This is a genomic window from Rhodospirillaceae bacterium, assembly GCA_016722635.1.
Lineage (GTDB): Bacteria > Pseudomonadota > Alphaproteobacteria > JAEUKQ01 > JAEUKQ01 > JAEUKQ01.
On sequence record JADKIX010000010.1, the window covers coordinates 210,640 to 226,334 of the forward strand.

At 45.2% G+C, this 15,695-nt stretch carries 15 protein-coding genes, 1 tRNA gene and 1 pseudogene; 9 read left to right on the forward strand and 8 right to left on the reverse strand.

Annotated features, from left to right (window positions below; genetic code table 11):
- The first annotated feature begins 85 nt into the window (after positions 1-85).
- Genes ftsH through IPP67_05255 form a run of 5 tightly spaced genes read left to right on the forward strand, consistent with a single transcriptional unit; the run spans position 86 to position 6,623 of the window.
- Positions 86-2,014, forward strand: a complete 1,929-nt coding sequence (gene ftsH, locus IPP67_05235) for an ATP-dependent zinc metalloprotease FtsH (GenBank protein ID MBL0338573.1) — start codon at positions 86-88, stop codon at positions 2,012-2,014.
- A gap of 15 nt (positions 2,015-2,029) precedes the next feature.
- Positions 2,030-3,118, forward strand: coding sequence for a dihydropteroate synthase (gene folP, locus IPP67_05240; GenBank protein MBL0338574.1), 1,089 nt, complete (start codon positions 2,030-2,032; stop codon positions 3,116-3,118).
- Between the two features lie 8 nt (positions 3,119-3,126).
- Positions 3,127-4,488, forward strand: a complete 1,362-nt coding sequence (locus IPP67_05245) for a phosphoglucosamine mutase (protein MBL0338575.1) — start codon at positions 3,127-3,129, stop codon at positions 4,486-4,488.
- Positions 4,469-5,323, forward strand: coding sequence for a bifunctional hydroxymethylpyrimidine kinase/phosphomethylpyrimidine kinase (gene thiD, locus IPP67_05250; GenBank protein ID MBL0338576.1), 855 nt, complete (start codon positions 4,469-4,471; stop codon positions 5,321-5,323). The genes IPP67_05245 and thiD overlap by 20 nt, the downstream gene beginning before the upstream one ends.
- 4 nt (positions 5,324-5,327) lie before the next feature.
- The gene (locus IPP67_05255) at positions 5,328-6,623 is read left to right on the forward strand and encodes an adenylosuccinate synthase (GenBank protein MBL0338577.1); all 1,296 of its coding nucleotides are present in this window, start codon (positions 5,328-5,330) and stop codon (positions 6,621-6,623) included.
- Here the strand turns inward: IPP67_05255 and rpoH are convergent.
- Both rpoH and IPP67_05265 read right to left on the reverse strand, forming a co-directional pair.
- The gene (gene rpoH, locus IPP67_05260) at positions 6,606-7,535 is read right to left on the reverse strand and encodes an RNA polymerase sigma factor RpoH (GenBank protein MBL0338578.1); all 930 of its coding nucleotides are present in this window, start codon (positions 7,533-7,535) and stop codon (positions 6,606-6,608) included. The two genes, IPP67_05255 and rpoH, sit on opposite strands and share 18 nt — an antisense overlap.
- Positions 7,536-7,620: 85 nt before the next feature.
- On the reverse strand, positions 7,621-8,622 hold the full coding sequence (locus tag IPP67_05265) for an RluA family pseudouridine synthase (protein MBL0338579.1): 1,002 nt from the start codon (positions 8,620-8,622) through the stop codon (positions 7,621-7,623).
- Between the two features lie 47 nt (positions 8,623-8,669).
- Between IPP67_05265 and IPP67_05270 the strand changes: the two genes are divergently transcribed.
- The gene (locus tag IPP67_05270; protein MBL0338580.1) at positions 8,670-8,963 is read left to right on the forward strand and encodes a hypothetical protein; all 294 of its coding nucleotides are present in this window, start codon (positions 8,670-8,672) and stop codon (positions 8,961-8,963) included.
- Between the two features lie 12 nt (positions 8,964-8,975).
- Here the strand turns inward: IPP67_05270 and IPP67_05275 are convergent, their stop codons facing one another.
- Positions 8,976-10,205 carry an MFS transporter gene (locus IPP67_05275; GenBank protein MBL0338581.1) on the reverse strand — a complete coding sequence of 410 codons (1,230 nt, stop codon included), beginning with the start codon at positions 10,203-10,205 and terminating at the stop codon, positions 8,976-8,978.
- Between the two features lie 161 nt (positions 10,206-10,366).
- On the opposite strand from IPP67_05275, the gene IPP67_05280 reads away from it, so the two are divergent.
- Entirely contained in the window at positions 10,367-11,413 is a 1,047-nt protein-coding gene (locus IPP67_05280; protein ID MBL0338582.1) for a low specificity L-threonine aldolase, read from the forward strand.
- A gap of 148 nt (positions 11,414-11,561) precedes the next feature.
- On the opposite strand, the gene IPP67_05285 is transcribed toward IPP67_05280, so the two are convergent.
- A tRNA-Glu gene (locus tag IPP67_05285) sits at positions 11,562-11,637 on the reverse strand.
- A 140-nt stretch (positions 11,638-11,777) separates the two neighbouring features.
- Between IPP67_05285 and IPP67_05290 the strand changes: the two genes are divergently transcribed.
- Positions 11,778-12,188 carry a hypothetical protein gene (locus tag IPP67_05290; GenBank protein MBL0338583.1) on the forward strand — a complete coding sequence of 137 codons (411 nt, stop codon included), beginning with the start codon at positions 11,778-11,780 and terminating at the stop codon, positions 12,186-12,188.
- 38 nt (positions 12,189-12,226) lie between these two features.
- Positions 12,227-12,703 (forward strand): annotated as a pseudogene (locus tag IPP67_05295) (transposase).
- A 191-nt stretch (positions 12,704-12,894) separates the two neighbouring features.
- Here IPP67_05295 and IPP67_05300 read toward each other — a convergent pair.
- The 4 genes from IPP67_05300 to IPP67_05315 form a co-directional block, all read right to left on the reverse strand.
- Complete coding sequence (locus IPP67_05300) at positions 12,895-13,824, reverse strand: hypothetical protein (GenBank protein ID MBL0338584.1); 930 nt, start codon at positions 13,822-13,824, stop codon at positions 12,895-12,897.
- Positions 13,825-14,424: 600 nt separating this feature from the next.
- The gene (locus IPP67_05305) at positions 14,425-14,757 is read right to left on the reverse strand and encodes an iron-sulfur cluster assembly accessory protein (GenBank protein ID MBL0338585.1); all 333 of its coding nucleotides are present in this window, start codon (positions 14,755-14,757) and stop codon (positions 14,425-14,427) included.
- A gap of 110 nt (positions 14,758-14,867) precedes the next feature.
- Positions 14,868-15,212 carry an SUF system Fe-S cluster assembly protein gene (locus tag IPP67_05310; GenBank protein MBL0338586.1) on the reverse strand — a complete coding sequence of 115 codons (345 nt, stop codon included), beginning with the start codon at positions 15,210-15,212 and terminating at the stop codon, positions 14,868-14,870.
- On the reverse strand, positions 15,205-15,693 hold the full coding sequence (locus tag IPP67_05315; protein ID MBL0338587.1) for an SUF system NifU family Fe-S cluster assembly protein: 489 nt from the start codon (positions 15,691-15,693) through the stop codon (positions 15,205-15,207). The genes IPP67_05310 and IPP67_05315 overlap by 8 nt, the downstream gene beginning before the upstream one ends.
- Positions 15,694-15,695 lie beyond the last annotated feature (2 nt).

The window sequence follows — 15,695 nt, forward strand, 5'->3', positions numbered from 1 at the left end:
AGATAACCATTATATAATGAAAACAACTAGTGTGGTTCAGGTATGAATTCTTTCAATTGATACCTATTAGAAGGGATGGTGACAGGTGAATTTAACCCGTAACTTTGGCGTATGGGCAGGTATTATTTTAGTGCTTGTATTGCTTTTTAATTTGTTTGATGGGAACACGACTTCCAGTCAACGGCTGAAGCTTAGCTATTCCGACCTGTTAGCACAATTGCGCCAATCCCAGGTAAGCGAAATTTTGATCAAAGGCGACCAAGCTTCGGGCAAGTTGAGCGATGGTCGTACTTTTACGACTTATTTGCCACAAGATCCGACCTTAGCCCAACGTTTAAGTGAAGCTGGTGTTCGGGTGTCAGCCGAACCTGAGGAAAGTGGTAATTCGTTATTGAGTGTTTTATTTGCCTGGCTGCCGGTACTTTTACTTTTCGGTGTCAGTTTCATATTTTTCCGTCAAATGCAGTCCGGCAGCGGTCGGGCCATGGGTTTTGGTAAGTCCCGTGCTAAATTGTTAACGGAGAAAAGCGGGCGCATCACTTTTGAGGATGTGGCTGGCATTGACGAAGCCAAGCAGGAACTGCAGGAGATCGTTGATTTCTTAAAAGATAGGCAAAAGTATCAACGGTTGGGTGGTAAAATACCTAAAGGTTGTTTACTAATAGGCCCCCCCGGTACGGGTAAAACCTTGCTGGCACGCGCGATTGCAGGTGAGGCAAATGTGCCTTTCTTCACCATTTCTGGCTCTGATTTCGTTGAGATGTTTGTGGGTGTCGGCGCTAGCCGTGTCCGTGATATGTTTGAACAAGCCAAGAAAAGCGCCCCTTGCATTGTTTTCATTGATGAAATTGATGCGGTTGGTCGCCATCGCGGAGCCGGTTTAGGCGGCGGGAATGATGAACGGGAGCAGACACTGAACCAGCTATTGGTTGAAATGGATGGGTTTGAGGCTAATGAAGGGGTTATTTTAGTGGCCGCCACTAACCGTCCGGATGTTTTGGATCCAGCCTTACTAAGGCCTGGCCGTTTTGACCGCCAAATTATTGTTCCTAATCCAGATGTTGTTGGCCGTGAAAAAATTTTAAAGGTTCATATGCGCAAGGTTCCGATCGCGCCAGATGTCAATGCCAAGGTAATTGCCCGCGGCACGCCCGGTTTTTCTGGGGCTGACCTAGCCAATTTGGTGAATGAAGCGGCGCTTATGGCTGCACGTAATGGGCGCAGATATGTGACCATGCAGGAATTTGAAGGTGCCAAAGATAAGGTCATGATGGGGTCTGAACGTCGTTCTATGGTCATGAATGAGGAAGAAAAGACGATGACTGCCTATCATGAGGCCGGTCATGCCGTTGTTAACTTAAATCTTCCAAAAAGCGACCCCTTGCATAAGGTTACCATTATCCCTAGGGGCAGGGCTTTAGGTGTAACGATGAGCTTGCCTGAGCGTGACCGTTTGAATTATTCCCTCGATTGGTTGGAGTCAAAGATTGCTATAGCCTTTGGCGGGCGAGTTGCCGAACAGTTAATATATGGGGAAGATCACTTAAACAGTGGGGCTTCGAGTGACTTGAAGATGGCAACAGCTTTGGCTAGAAGCATGGTGACAGAATGGGGGATGAGTTCACGCTTGGGACCACTTCGTTACAATGATAATGAGGAAGAAGTCTTCTTAGGCCATTCTGTGACCCAGCGGAAAAATGTTTCGGATGCAACCGCCCAATTGATTGATGAAGAAGTGCGAAAAATTGTTGAGAGAGGCGAAAATGCCGCCCGGAAAATTTTAACGGAAAAATTGGCTGACTTGCACATATTGGCAAAAGCCTTGTTGGAGTATGAAACTTTAAGTATTGAGGAATGTTTAGCTTTGCTGGCAGGCAAAACCATCCGTTCCACGACCGAGGATCAAAATACCAGCGGTAGTTCCCGAGCGAAATCCTCCATCCCCAGTGCTGGTAATGCAAGGCGCTCGCCAACCAAGAAAGGCCCTGCCAATCCGGAAGTGCAGCCGGGGTAAAAAAGGGTAATAGGGATGCCTGATGATCAAGTAAAAGACCGGATGTATTTCCGGCCTTACCTTTTTCCAAAGAAGCCCGGCAAGGCTTGGCAGTTTGCGGACACATCATTATATTTTGACCAGATGGAGATAATTGAGTGGTTGCCTAACCAAAAAATTAGAAGACAATCAGTCAATATTATGGATTGCCTGCAAGATCCACGGCAAAAAGATCTGGCATTGCTTTTACAAAACCAACTGCAGCAATTAGCCTTGCCCCGGCATTTCGCGGGCTTAGATTGTTCAAATCCGCTCTTGATGGGTATTATTAACGTAACACCCGACAGTTTTTATGATGGCGGCAGGTATAACAATTATCAGGCGGCTGTAGACCATGCGGTTTCCTTGAAACAAGCCGGTGCAGATATTTTAGATGTTGGTGGCGAGTCAACAAGGCCGGGGGCAATGCCGGTTGAACCTGCCTTAGAGATGGAACGGGTGATGCCGGTTGTTCAGGAGTTAGCGAACCGTGGAATATTGGTTTCAATCGATACCCGTCATCATCAAGTCATGGAATCAGGCATTAGTCATGGGGCAAAAATTGTTAATGATGTCAGCGCCTTAACCTTTGAGACACAAAGCATCGACGTTATGTGCCGCCACCCAGACATATCAGTTATTCTGATGCACATGCAGGGGCAACCCGCTACCATGCAGCAACAACCTTTTTATAACCAGGTAAGTCTTGAAGTTTTTGATTATTTAAAAAAACGTTTAGAAAAGTGTTTGCAAGCAGGCATCAGCAAAAATCGCTTAAGCATCGATCCTGGTATTGGTTTTGGTAAAAATTTGGCCCACGATATTCAATTGTTTCAAGAATTAAGTTTGTTTCATGGGTTAGGGGTGCCCATTGTTTTGGGCGGATCACGTAAGAAAATGATTGGCAAGTTAAGCTTGGATGCACCGGTTGAAAAAAGATTGGCTGGATCGATTGCAATTAGTTTACAGGCGTTAAACCAGGGTGTACAAATATTGCGGGTTCATGACGTTGCGGAAACCTGCCAAGCTTACAAAGTTTGGCAAGCTGTGACGATGAATAGTGGCAACCATATGTTGGACGGGTAATAGTGTTGATGAAACGTGAAAAATTATTTGGGACAGATGGGGTGAGGGGTAAGGCAAATATTCCGCCTGTTACGGCTGATTTTATGCTAAAATTGGCGCAAGTGGTTGCCAATGAAACCAGAAACCGATCCGCTCATCAGCGGGTGGTTATTGGTAAAGATACAAGGTTATCAGGATATATGCTTGAAGCAGCCATTACTGCTGGTTTTCTATCAACCGGCATGGATGTATTGTTAGTGGGGCCGATCCCAACCCCTGCGATTGCTTATCTGACACGTTCGTTGCGGGCAGATTTGGGCGTGATGATCTCTGCTTCCCATAATCCTTTTGATGATAACGGCATCAAAATCTTCGGGGCAACAGGGTATAAATTGGATGATAAGCTTGAAAAAGCTATTGAACAGCGCCTTGAACATGACGATATTAGGCTTGTAAGGCCAGATCAGGTAGGCAGGGCCAAGCGGATTGAGGGAGCTGCCGAACGTTATATCGAATTTATTAAATCCAGCTTGCCGAAATCTATGCGCTTGGACGGTATGAAGATTGTGGTTGATTGCGCCAACGGGGCTGCTTACAAAATTGCCCCAACCCTGTTGAGCGAATTGGGGGCAAAGGTTATCTCCTTGGCCGTTAACCCGGACGGTTTGAATATTAATAAGGATTGCGGGGCTTTATTTCCTAATTATTTACGGGAGCAAGTCTTAAAAAACCATGCTGATTTTGGTTTTGCCCTTGATGGCGATGCGGATCGGGTCGTTATTTGTGACGAAAAAGGCCAGATATGGAATGGTGATCAGGTGTTGGCCGCCATTGTTTCAGGTTGGCAGGTGGCTGGGAAAATTCAGGGCAAGGCTGTCATTGGTACGATTATGTCTAATTTAGGGTTGGAACTTTTCATTCAATCGCAAGGCTTGCAATTCCACCGCACCCCCGTGGGTGACCGCTATATTGTGGAGGCGATGCAAAAAATGCAATGCAATGTAGGCGGGGAACAATCCGGCCATATTATTTTATCCGATTTTTCGACCACCGGGGATGGCATTATTGCAGCCTTGCAAGTCTTAACCGTATTGTGGCAACAAAATGTCCCAGCCAGTAGCCTAACCGGTCTTTACCATGTGTTACCCCAGAAAATGGTTAACATTCCTTATCGTAATAAGCAGGTATTAGATCATCCAGATGTTCAAGCAATCATTGATAAAAGCCAAAACCAATTAGGGAAAAAGGGTCGATTGGTTATCCGCAAATCAGGAACTGAGCCAGTCATCCGGATAATGGTGGAGGCTGAGGATGGGCAATTAGCAGATAAATTATTAAAAAATATCCAACAAACTATTTGCCGATATGCCGATGAAACCCATATTTCCTAAAGGGCGGATTTTATCAATTGCTGGTTCTGACTCAGGCGGCGGCGCTGGCATCCAAGCTGATATTAAAACGATTACGGCGCTTGGCGGCTATGCCATGACTGCCATCACTGCTTTAACCGCCCAAAACACCCAAGCAGTGCAGGGGATATACCCGGTACCTGAATCTTTTGTGAAGCGGCAAATCCAAATGGTTATTGACGATTTAGGAGTGGATGCAATCAAAACGGGAATGCTTGCGAATGCGGGTATGATCGATATGCTGGTAAATATAATATCTGGCTTGGATGTACCGGTGGTAGTAGATCCGGTGATGGTCGCCAAAGGTGGAGCGGTTTTGCTGGATCCTTCCGCTATTTCAAGTTTAACGCAGAAATTATTTCCTCACGCTTATTTGATTACCCCCAACCTTCCGGAAGCAGCTTTATTGTTGAACAGAACCATTAAAAATGTCGACAATATGCTTGAATCGGCTAAAGATCTTTTGTCTTTCGGGTCGCAAGCGGTATTACTTAAAGGCGGCCATTTGCTTGAAAACGATATTTACGATGTATTGATCACTCAATCCGGCCAAAAGGAAATTTTTAAAAGTCCCCGCCTCAAAACACTGCACACTCACGGGACGGGATGTACCTTATCTGCTGCGATTGCCACATATTTAGCACAAGGATTGAAACTTAAGGAAGCGATTGAACAGGCTCGCGCCTTTGTTTGGCACGCTATCTTACAAGCACCCGGTTTCGGGAAGGGGCATGGCCCCTTGAACCACCAATTAACCGTTCAACCTTTCAGACCCACTTCTCCATCAGTTAAGAAACCATCCGAAGGGAATATATAAGATCATGACAAATATTGTTGTTTTAGGCTTGCAATGGGGTGATGAGGGAAAGGGTAAAATCATCGATTATTTGGCAGAACAAGCCCAGATGGTGGTGCGTTTCCAAGGTGGCCACAATGCTGGTCACACCTTGGTCATTGGGTCGCAGGTCTTTAAACTCAGCCTATTGCCTTCATCGATAGTCCGGCCTGAAAAATTGGCGGTCATTGGTAATGGCGTGGTCGTTGATCCCTGGGCGTTATTTAAAGAAATGGATGCGTTGATCGCAAGGGGAATTAAAATATCACCCGCAAATTTAGCAATTGCTGAAAATGCTTGTTTGATTTTGCCGTTACATGCGGAACTTGACCGTTGGCGGGAACAGCAACAAGAGGGACAAAAGATCGGGACAACCGGTCGAGGAATAGGGCCGGCTTATGAAGACAAGGTGGGCAGGCGCGCCATCCGCATGACCGATTTACAGGAACCTGATTTCTTAAGGCAACGCCTTAAGAACCTGTTAGCCCATCACCATCCCTTGCGCCGGGGTTTAGGGATGCCTGAAGTTAAAGAAGAAGAGCTGTTTGCACAATTGTGCCTGTTATCAAAGCGCTTAACACCTTTCCTTCAGCCTATTTCCTTACTTTTAGAACAACATCAGCAGAAAAAACATCATATTTTATTTGAAGGTGCCCAGGGGGCATTGCTTGACGTTGATCATGGCACTTATCCTTATGTTACCTCATCAAACACATTGACGGGACAGGCTTTTAGCGGGGCAGGATTTTATCAACCAACTTTGGTAACGGGTATTATTAAAGCCTATACCACCAGGGTTGGTAACGGACCCTTCCCAACCGAGGATGTAGGGAAAGACGGCGAAAAATTAGGAGAAAAAGGCCATGAATTCGGTACCGTCACGGGCCGAAAACGCCGATGTGGCTGGTTTGATTCTGTACTTGTCAAGCAAGCCATCCGTTTAAGCGGTGCAAAAGCTTTGGTGATCACCAAGTTGGATGTGCTTGACGAATTTGAAAAAATTAAAGTAGGAGTTGGCTATCATATTGACGGACAGTTGTATCATTATTTGCCAGCTTCACCTTCATTACAACAACGGGCTATCCCACTTTACCGGGAATTTCCGGGGTGGAAAACCTCATTGAAGGGTCTTAAAGATTGGCAACAACTGCCCCCGGCGGCCAAGCAATATATCCAAGCATTAGAGGATTTATTAGGTGTACCCGTTATGTTGATATCAACTAGTCCTGAACGCCAAGATGTGATTGTTCGCCAGGATCCGTTTTCATTTCCCGCGTACTGAACGTGGTTTGGGTAAAACTTGCAACTGCTTAGGAACAAGGGTTAACGAGTTCACTTGGGATTGGATGGATTTTTGAATTTTTTCAAAGGCCCTGCCTTCGATTTGCCGGACGCGCTCTCGGCTGATGCCGTATTTTTTGCTAAGATCGTCTAAAGTTGCGGGTTCATCCTTAAGTCGACGTTCAATTAAAATTTCCCGCTCTCTCGGCTTCAGCAACTTGAAAGCAGCTGATACCAAGTGGCGCCGTTGCTGGGTTTCTTGACGTTCGCCTAACGTTGTTTCTTGACTAGCGCTTGAATCTACCAACCAATCTTGCCATTCCCCTTCGCCATCTTCTTTCACAGTGGCATTTAAAGAAAAATCCCCGTGGGAAAGGCGTCGGTTCATGTCAATCACTTCTTGATTAGACACTTGCAATTGTTTGGCAATTTCTGCCACATTGTCGGGCGCCATATCGCCATCTTCCATCAATTGCAATTTATTTTTGACTTTGCGTAAATTGAAAAACAACTTCTTTTGGGCGGCAGTCGTCCCAATTTTGACCAAAGACCAAGAATGCAGGATATATTCCTGAATGGAAGCGCGGATCCACCAGATGGCATAGGTCGCCAAACGAAACCCGCGATCCGGTTCAAATTTCTTCACCGCCTGCATCATGCCGATATTACCTTCGGAAATCAGCTCACTCAACGGCAAGCCATAGCCCCGATAGCCTGAAGCTACCTTCGCAACCAGTCGTAAATGACTGGTTACTAGCTGTTGGGCGGCTTGGAGATCCGCATGCTCTTGCCAACGTTTGGCCAGCATGTACTCTTGATCAGCCTCTAGGACAGGAAACTTTCTAATTTCCTGCATATATCTTGCAAGGCCACTCTCTCCACTAAGAACGGGAAGCTGAGCGGTTTGGGCCATTCATGACACTCCTTAAAATACATACCTGTTCTAATCGCACTATAGAGATAGTATATTCTAGCCAACAACAATAGTAGAGAAAAATTTATTTTTGATTTGTAGGAAATTGCTGCAGATACTCAATTAGGGTTATCATATCTGCTGGCAAATCCCTTTCCCAATATAGATATTGGTTGGTTTGGGGATGGGTAAAGCCCAGGCTGAACGCATGCAGGGCTTGGCGGGAAAAACGGTGGAAATAATCAAGGGTGGCCTCGCTTAATTGTTGCTTCCGGGCGGCAGTTAAGCTGGTATAAACAGGATCGCCTACGATCGGGCAGCCAAAATGTGACAAATGCACCCTAATTTGGTGAGTGCGCCCGGTTTCAAGCCGACATTTAACCAGGCTTGCAACGCGCCTGATGGGTTGGATCAACGCATAATTTGTTGCAGCGCTTTTCCCGCCTTTTTGGACGACGGCCATTTTTTTGCGGTTAATCGGATGCCTGCCGATATTTCCTTCAATCCGCCCTTGGGTCGGTTGGATGATCCCCCAAACCACTGCCAAATATTCCCGCTTGATCTGGCGGTCCGCAAATGCCTGGGACAAAGGTTGGTGGGTTTTATCGTTTTTGGCGATAACCATCAGGCCACTGGTATCTTTATCCAAACGGTGGACAATGCCTGGGCGTTTCACGCCGCCAATCCCCGATAAAGAACTGCCACAATGGGCAAGCAAGGCATTCACCAAAGTATGGTCAGGGTTGCCGGGGGCGGGGTGAACCGTAAGGCCGGCCTGCTTGTTGATCACCAGCAAATCTTCATCTTCATACAAGATATCTAAAGGCAGGGCTTGGGCGATGGGTAAAGCAGCGGTGGGTTGCGGGATTTGGATATGGAAGGTTTGGGCCGGACGCACTTTAAAAGCGGGGGTTATTTTAAAAACGCCGCTGTTTTCTTGAACATAACCCTGCTCAATCAAATCTTTGATCCGGCTGCGGGAAAAATCAGCCAACATTTTACTTAACCAACGATCCAACCGTTCACCGCCGTCGGCAATGTCAACCGTTATCTGAAAATTACGAAAGTCCTTGAAATTTTCTGCCATTTTGTCAATACACTACAGGGTTCGTTCTATTCAAAAAGGATACATCCATGAAAACACTGAAAATAACGATTGTCGGAATGAGTGTTCTGATCATTGCGGCGGTTATTTTGATTATTTACACGATTGCTGGCGGCTTTAACAGCAGCACTTCAACCACCACCGAAATATATCATCGTTTGGTTGAAATGCCAGGGGATTGTCGCCCGACCAATATGACCCCGGTCGGGGGTTTGGTCGTATTGTCGGTATCGGGGACATCCGCTTGCCCCCAACTTGTCATTATTAATCCGGCAGATGGCCGTGTTATTGGCGATTGGCAATTCATCAATAAACCCAAGTAAACAAGTTTTGCTTTAGGGCAGGTTGGAACGTTTCCTATATAACAGGGCAATTCCTGCAAATCCACAAATCAAGCCTGTGATGGCAAAAATCAATTGTAGGCCAAGCATTTCCGAAAGCCAACCAAGCAAGGCACCTCCAGCCGCCAGCCCGCCCCGGAAAGCCAGGTAATACATGCTGACGGCGCGGCTGCGCATATCACCTCGCACGTGGCTTTGGATGACCATCAGGCTGCCGATACCATTCATGACGAAGCTAAAGCCCAGGATTGCACTAAAGAAACAACTTAGCCATAAATGGGAACTACTGACAAAACCTGCCAGGCTAATCCCTATCAGGGTGAGGCTTAAGGTTGGAATTTGCAATATGTATTTTTTGGCAAACTGCGATAAAAAGAAACCGGATAGGAAAGCGCCTACCCCCATACAAGCCAATAACCAGCTAAATCCATAATGGGCGCTGTGGAAAATCTTGTCGGAAAAAGCCGGGAACATATCAATTACGGGCCTTGCTAACAAGGTTCCAACTAACACGATCAATAGGGAGGCTGAAATATGAGGGTGGCGAAAACTGTATTTTGCCCCTTCCATAATTTGTTGCCATAAATTGGTTTTTTCAGTGGCTGCAAGGGATGCTTCCTGATTAATCCTTAAACCACGCAAACACAATAAATACCAAAGTAAGCTTAAACTATTAGCGATAAATAATCCTTCCATGCCGATGTAGGCAATGATGGGGATGGCAATCAAAGGCCCTAAAAAACGGGATAGGTTAAACATCATGGTGGAAATGGCAATAGCAGTTGGAATTTGTTGTTGCTCAACCAAGGCTGGCGGGATAAGGGCGGCAGCTGGCTGTAAAAAAGAGAAGACGGTTCCTTGAAAGCACATCACCGCCATAATAAGCCCGGGGGTTAGAAAATTCCCATACATGCTGGCCACTAAAAACAATGATTGCATCATCAGCATGATTTGGCTAATGGCCACTAGTTTCTTGGTTGACATACGGTCACCGATGGCGCCGCCGATCAGCCCAAAAAAAAAGGTTGGGATCAATTCCGAAAAAGCCACCAACCCTAAGAAAAATTCAGAATGGGTCAGATCCCACGCGGTTAACCCGATGCCGGTGCGTTGGATCCAATTCCCAAGCAGGGTGGCCGCATACCCAAAAAAATAACGGCGGTATTGTTGGTTACGAAAAACCAAGCGAATATCGCTCGGAACCAGAAAACGTAAAGATAACATCCGCAAAAATTTCACTATCGACAGTAAAGGGGTGATTTAAGAATTTTTCTTATTTATTACTATAGAGTTTTTAAAGGATAAGGAATGATAAAATAATCTCATGCCTTTTGCCCCATATTATGGTAGGGATTTGCAGGTACAGTTTTTTATAAGGATTAGTCATGGCAAAGCTTATACATGATTTTCGCAGTGATAATGTCAGCGGGATCATCCCCGAAGTTTTACAATCTATTATTCAGGAAAACCAACGTTCAACCGATACTTCTTACGGTGATGATGAGGTGACTAAAAAACTGCAAGGGCAATTGGCAGATTTTTTCAACCATGAGGTTTTGGTTTTCCCCGTTATTTCAGGGACAGCTGCAAATGCCTTGGCATTGGCAAATCTTACCCCACCTTACGGGGCGATTTATTGCCATGAACAAGCCCATATCCATATGGATGAATGTGGTGCGCCCGAATTTTTCACAGGCGGCGCCAAATTGGTATTGCTACCTGGTCATAATGGTAAGTTTGGGCCGGAAACTTTAAACAACAGCTTAAAAAATGCTGGCAAGGGTGTTAAGCACCATGTGCAGCCAGCGGCTGTCAGCATGACACAGGCAACGGAGGCCGGGACTGTTTATACACCAGCCGAAATTGCAGCAATCGCTAAGCTTACGCAAGAACATGGATTATCTTTGCATATGGATGGATCGCGTTTTGCCAATGCCTTGGCTTATTTGAAATGCAGTCCAGCGGATATGACCTGGAAAGCAGGGGTGGATGTATTAAGTTTAGGAACAACCAAAGCTGGGGTGATGGGGGCGGAGGCAATTGTTTTTTTCAAAAAAGATTTAGCCCAAGGGTTTGAATACCGCTTAAAAAGATCAGGCCATATTATTTCAAAAATGCGTTTCGTAAGTTGCCAATTGCAAACTTACTGGCAAAAAGGAGTGTGGGATAAATATGCGGGCCATGCTAACCAAATGGCTAAATTGTTAGCGGTGGGATTACAGAAAAACCCGTCGGTTAAACTACTATATCCGGTTGAAGCCAATGAAGTGTTTGTATGGCTGCCGCAAGCTTTGATTGATTACTTGCAAGCCCAAGGCACCAAGTTCTATGATTGGCAGAAAGATGACAAAGGCGCTGTCATTCGTCTGGTTACATCCTTTACCACCACCAAGGAGCAAGTGAAGGGGTTTTTAGGGTTGGTTAGCTCATAGTCATTCCATTTTTTCCATGCCATCCAAAGCTTGCAAGGTTTGGGATGAATAAAGGGTTGCCAGCGCCAAATTCAAGTCAACAGAATAGGGAATATTTACATGTTACTTGTCTTGGAGCAGAAAAGAAATGCTGCTGATTCAGCAGAACTGGCGTCCCCAAGGGGATTCGAACCCCTGTTACCGCCGTGAGAGGGCAGCGTCCTAGGCCTCTAGACGATGGGGACATCGTTAGATATCCAAGCATCTTGAACTCATAATGAGTTTGGTGTAAATAATCAAGCAACAAACAAAAATAGTAATGATTTTTGTTTGTTATTGAGCTGGCTATCAGGTGACCGCATGGTTGCTTAAGGAGGATTAAAATATGGTAGAAAGTAAAACTTTGCCAATATCTTTAAAAGCCGCCCGAGTTTTTTGTTATATTCACATTGTTTTATCATGTGTTTTAATAGCAGTCATGATACTGGCTTTAGATACAAGTTTATCGTCTCACGGTTTTTGGAATGGTATTAAAAGTGCTATCTATAAATTGGCGCAAAATAAGTTTAACCAGCCTGTTTATACGCCAGAGGCAGCGGGCAATTTGGTGGGAATAATTTTGCTTCCCCTATTGGTTGCCTGGGCCGCTTTGTGGAACATCCGTTCCCCAACAACGAGAAAATCTTATATTGTTTTGCTGCTTCTCATAGCCGTTGGGGTGATGGGATCTGTCGCTTTGTTGATTGCAGGCATTTGTTTTTTATTGCCGAAAGCGCGTCAGCATTTAAAATTCTAGGGGCTATACCATCTAAGCAGGGATGCTAGGATGGAAATATGTATGAGAGAAAGAGTTGTTTAAGGGCGCGCCAGCAAGGGAAGTTGATCGAGCATTTTGTTGTTGGAGCGACGGCCCGTGCAGCCTCAGAGGTTGTGGGCGTGAACGTCAAGACAGCCACGGCATTTTACATGCGATTGCGGCAGTTGATTGGCGGCAAGCAACAAAGCTTTGAGTTGTCCGGCCCGGATAGTATCGTTTATACCGATACCTTCCGGTCTTACAACGCGCTCGATGTCTCGGACTTTCATCACATGCGCATGAACCACTCGGAACTGTTTGCCAATAAACAAAACCCCATCAACGGGATCGAGAATTTCTGGAACCAGGCCAAACGCCATATGCGCCAATTTAATGGTATCAAGCAGTAGAGTTTTTACTGGTTTCTCAAGGAATGCGAATGGCGCTTCAATGGAGGCAACCATCAGCAGCTTTTAAAGCAGCTGAAATACTGGTATAAAAACGCTAAACACTAACCCTTAGATGGTATAGCCTCGTATTTCAATAAACGGTCTGGATTTCTTCTTAAAGTTTCCATCGGCTGATAAAAAATAGGGTCAGGAACCTTGCGCGTTCCTGACCCTTAAGTAGTGGTATGTCTGCTTTTTTAGGTGATAGTATTATTTTATATTTTTGTCATACGCACACTATCACTAGTCGTCTATCACTAGTTATCATTATCATCCTCGTTATCATTATCATCCTCGTTATCATTATCATCCTCGTTATCATTATCATCCTCGTTATCGGGATCTGGGTTATTGTCAGCTGCTGCACGCTCGATAGCACTTCCAACAAACCTGTCAGATGAAGACTGCCCTTCCTTAAAATCCCCTTGACTAACGGTGAAGTTACCGTCAGCAGACTGAGCATAAGAAACGCTGAAATAAGTGGTCTTGGCATCTTCACGCCGTAACTCTAAGATAAGGGTGTCTTCTGAAATAGAAGTTTCGCTTTGCGCTCCGGCAGGTACGGAAGTGGAGATAGAGGTGCCGACAGTTATGGGATTTGGCACTCCGGCAGGTACGGAAGTGGAGATAGAGGTGCCGACAGTTACGGGATTTGGCACTCCGGCAGGTACGGAAGTGGAGATAGAGGTGCCGACAGTTACGGGATTTGGCACTCCGGCAGGTACGGAAGTGGAGATAGAGGTGCCGACAGTTACGGGATTTGGTACTCCGGCAGGCACGGAAGTGGAGATAGAGGTGCCGACAGTTACGGGATTTGGCACTCCGGCAGGTACGGAAGTGGAAACAGAGGTGCCGACAGTTACGGGATTTGGTACTCCGGCAGGTACGGAAGTGGAAACAGAAGTTCCAACAGTTACGGGATTGGCTGCTGTTTTAGGTAATTCTGCAACTTCTGGCTTGTTTGTAAGGGGCAATCCAAAGCGTTCTGTTTGTAGATCGGTTGGTTCGTATAATCCTTTTTCTCTGCCTGTGAAAATAAATAAACTGCCTTCCGTTTCTAAAGACTTACAATTTGGCTTATCCATGTTTTGATAGGATAAAAGTACGCAATCGCCACTTTGGGCAAGAGCTGCTGGTGTTGCAAGTAAGCTTACGCTGATGAAAAGAAGTTTGCGAAAATTGTTCATTGGTATCTCCATTTACGTTGTTGTTTAGCGGGGCGGTTTTTTTAGTTGGTTCGGTTCTTGTTGAAACCATTATTAATTGTGAAAGGTAAACAAAAAGTTAACGGTTATATTTTTTTCAAAAATTCTCTTATATACGGAAAAACCAAGTTTTAACCTTGATGCCAATCCCAAACACCTTCGATGTTTTGATATAGGAAAGATTTATTTAAACCTTTTTATCTTACGTATTTTCGTTTTCATCTGCTCATTTGCAAAAGCCGAGAGAAGAAACCAGGAACATAAGATAAATTCACACAATGGTTTTGTAATGTTTGATGAGTAGGATGAGAAAACATGGTGGGGGGTGACGAATGTTAATTCGGGCCTAAGAATAAGGCATAAGGCGAAATTCGCGGGTAACCCAGCCATCACTGTTTTTTTAGGATACTGATATCAGAATCAGCGTGGCATGCGTTTTCGTAGCATATAGGCTATGAATAAAGATATTATGGGCATAAGGAAAGGGTTAAGCTGCCCTATTATAAATATAGAAATAGCTATCTATTAGGTTGTTCGCAACGTCATCCATGACTGCTATTTGATCTGGCTTAAGACAATTTCTTATACGTGAAAGGACTCGCCACAACCGCAACGGCCTTTTTCATTGGGGTTGCGAAAAACGAAACCTGATTTCATGTTTTCGGTCACGTAATCCATCTCGGTTCCAAAAATATACATGGATGCCTTGGCATCAATATAAACCGTGACTTCCTGATCAGTCACCACTATATCCAAAGCTTGCGGCGCATTAGCATAATCGATGGCATAACTTAACCCGGAACAACCTTTTGTCTTCACGCCGATGCGTAATGCCCTGGCATCCGGTTGTTGTGATAACAGAAATTTAATACGTTCGGCTGCGGTTGAGGTTAAACTAAGCGGATTCTTTTGCATATTCTTTCCTTTGTGGCCAAGCTTTCAAGAAGAAGCTTGTGCGTTAAATATATCATCAGGCTCGCATCTTTTAAAGATGTATGTTTATAAATTTTTATAAATAGTGTCCGTTACATCCAACCTAATTCTAAGCGTGCTACATCTGACATCATGGATTTATCCCAGGGCGGATCCCAAACCAATGTAACGACCGCACTCTGAATTCCTGGCACCAGGCGCGCCGCTTGTTCAACCATCCCCGGCATCGTACCCGCGACCGGGCAACCAGGGGCGGTTAGGGTCATGTCGATATGAACATGGCCATCCGGTTCAACATCGCATTTATAAATAAGGCCCAGTTCATAAATATTGACGGGGATCTCGGGATCATAAACCGTTTGCAAGGCGGCAATCACCCCTCTTTGCAATTCTTCTAAATCATAAGTCGTTTTTACTGGTAATAAAGGATCAACCATTGCGTCGCGAATCCTTCTTTTTATTAAGTTCTGAATTATGGGATTCGATGGCAGATAGGAACGTATGCCAAGCCATGGTAGCGCATTTGACCCGCATCGGGAATTCACGTACCCCTGCCAGAGCCGTTAACGGCTGTAAATGATCTAATTCGTCTTCAGTTAGTGAATCTTCCTCAATTTTCCCGGTCACCAATTCATGAAACTGGCTAAATAAAAGTTTGGCTTCAGCAGCGGTTTTCCCCTTTAATTTTTCTGTCATCAGGGAGGCTGAGGCCACGGAAATGGCACAGCCTTTGCCTTCAAAACTCATATCATCGATGATACCTTGATGATTGATATGCAAATAAATTGTTACCTGGTCACCACATAAAGGATTATGACCGTTGGCCTCGTGATTGTGACCGTGCATCTTCCCATAATTCCGGGGATGACGGTTATGATCGAGTATGATTTGCTGATATAATTCTTGCAAAGCCTGCATGT

Coding starts and splice junctions, on each gene's coding strand:
- folP (MBL0338574.1), top strand. CDS start 2,030: ATGCCTGATGATCAAGTAAAAGACCGGATGTATTTCCGGCCTTACCTT.
- IPP67_05245 (MBL0338575.1), top strand. CDS start 3,127: ATGAAACGTGAAAAATTATTTGGGACAGATGGGGTGAGGGGTAAGGCA.
- thiD (MBL0338576.1), top strand. CDS start 4,469: ATGAAACCCATATTTCCTAAAGGGCGGATTTTATCAATTGCTGGTTCT.
- IPP67_05255 (MBL0338577.1), top strand. CDS start 5,328: ATGACAAATATTGTTGTTTTAGGCTTGCAATGGGGTGATGAGGGAAAG.
- rpoH (MBL0338578.1), bottom strand. CDS start 7,535: ATGGCCCAAACCGCTCAGCTTCCCGTTCTTAGTGGAGAGAGTGGCCTT.
- IPP67_05265 (MBL0338579.1), bottom strand. CDS start 8,622: ATGGCAGAAAATTTCAAGGACTTTCGTAATTTTCAGATAACGGTTGAC.
- IPP67_05270 (MBL0338580.1), top strand. CDS start 8,670: ATGAAAACACTGAAAATAACGATTGTCGGAATGAGTGTTCTGATCATT.
- IPP67_05275 (MBL0338581.1), bottom strand. CDS start 10,205: ATGTTATCTTTACGTTTTCTGGTTCCGAGCGATATTCGCTTGGTTTTT.
- IPP67_05280 (MBL0338582.1), top strand. CDS start 10,367: ATGGCAAAGCTTATACATGATTTTCGCAGTGATAATGTCAGCGGGATC.
- IPP67_05290 (MBL0338583.1), top strand. CDS start 11,778: ATGGTAGAAAGTAAAACTTTGCCAATATCTTTAAAAGCCGCCCGAGTT.
- IPP67_05300 (MBL0338584.1), bottom strand. CDS start 13,824: ATGAACAATTTTCGCAAACTTCTTTTCATCAGCGTAAGCTTACTTGCA.
- IPP67_05305 (MBL0338585.1), bottom strand. CDS start 14,757: ATGCAAAAGAATCCGCTTAGTTTAACCTCAACCGCAGCCGAACGTATT.
- IPP67_05310 (MBL0338586.1), bottom strand. CDS start 15,212: ATGGTTGATCCTTTATTACCAGTAAAAACGACTTATGATTTAGAAGAA.
- IPP67_05315 (MBL0338587.1), bottom strand. CDS start 15,693: ATGCAGGCTTTGCAAGAATTATATCAGCAAATCATACTCGATCATAAC.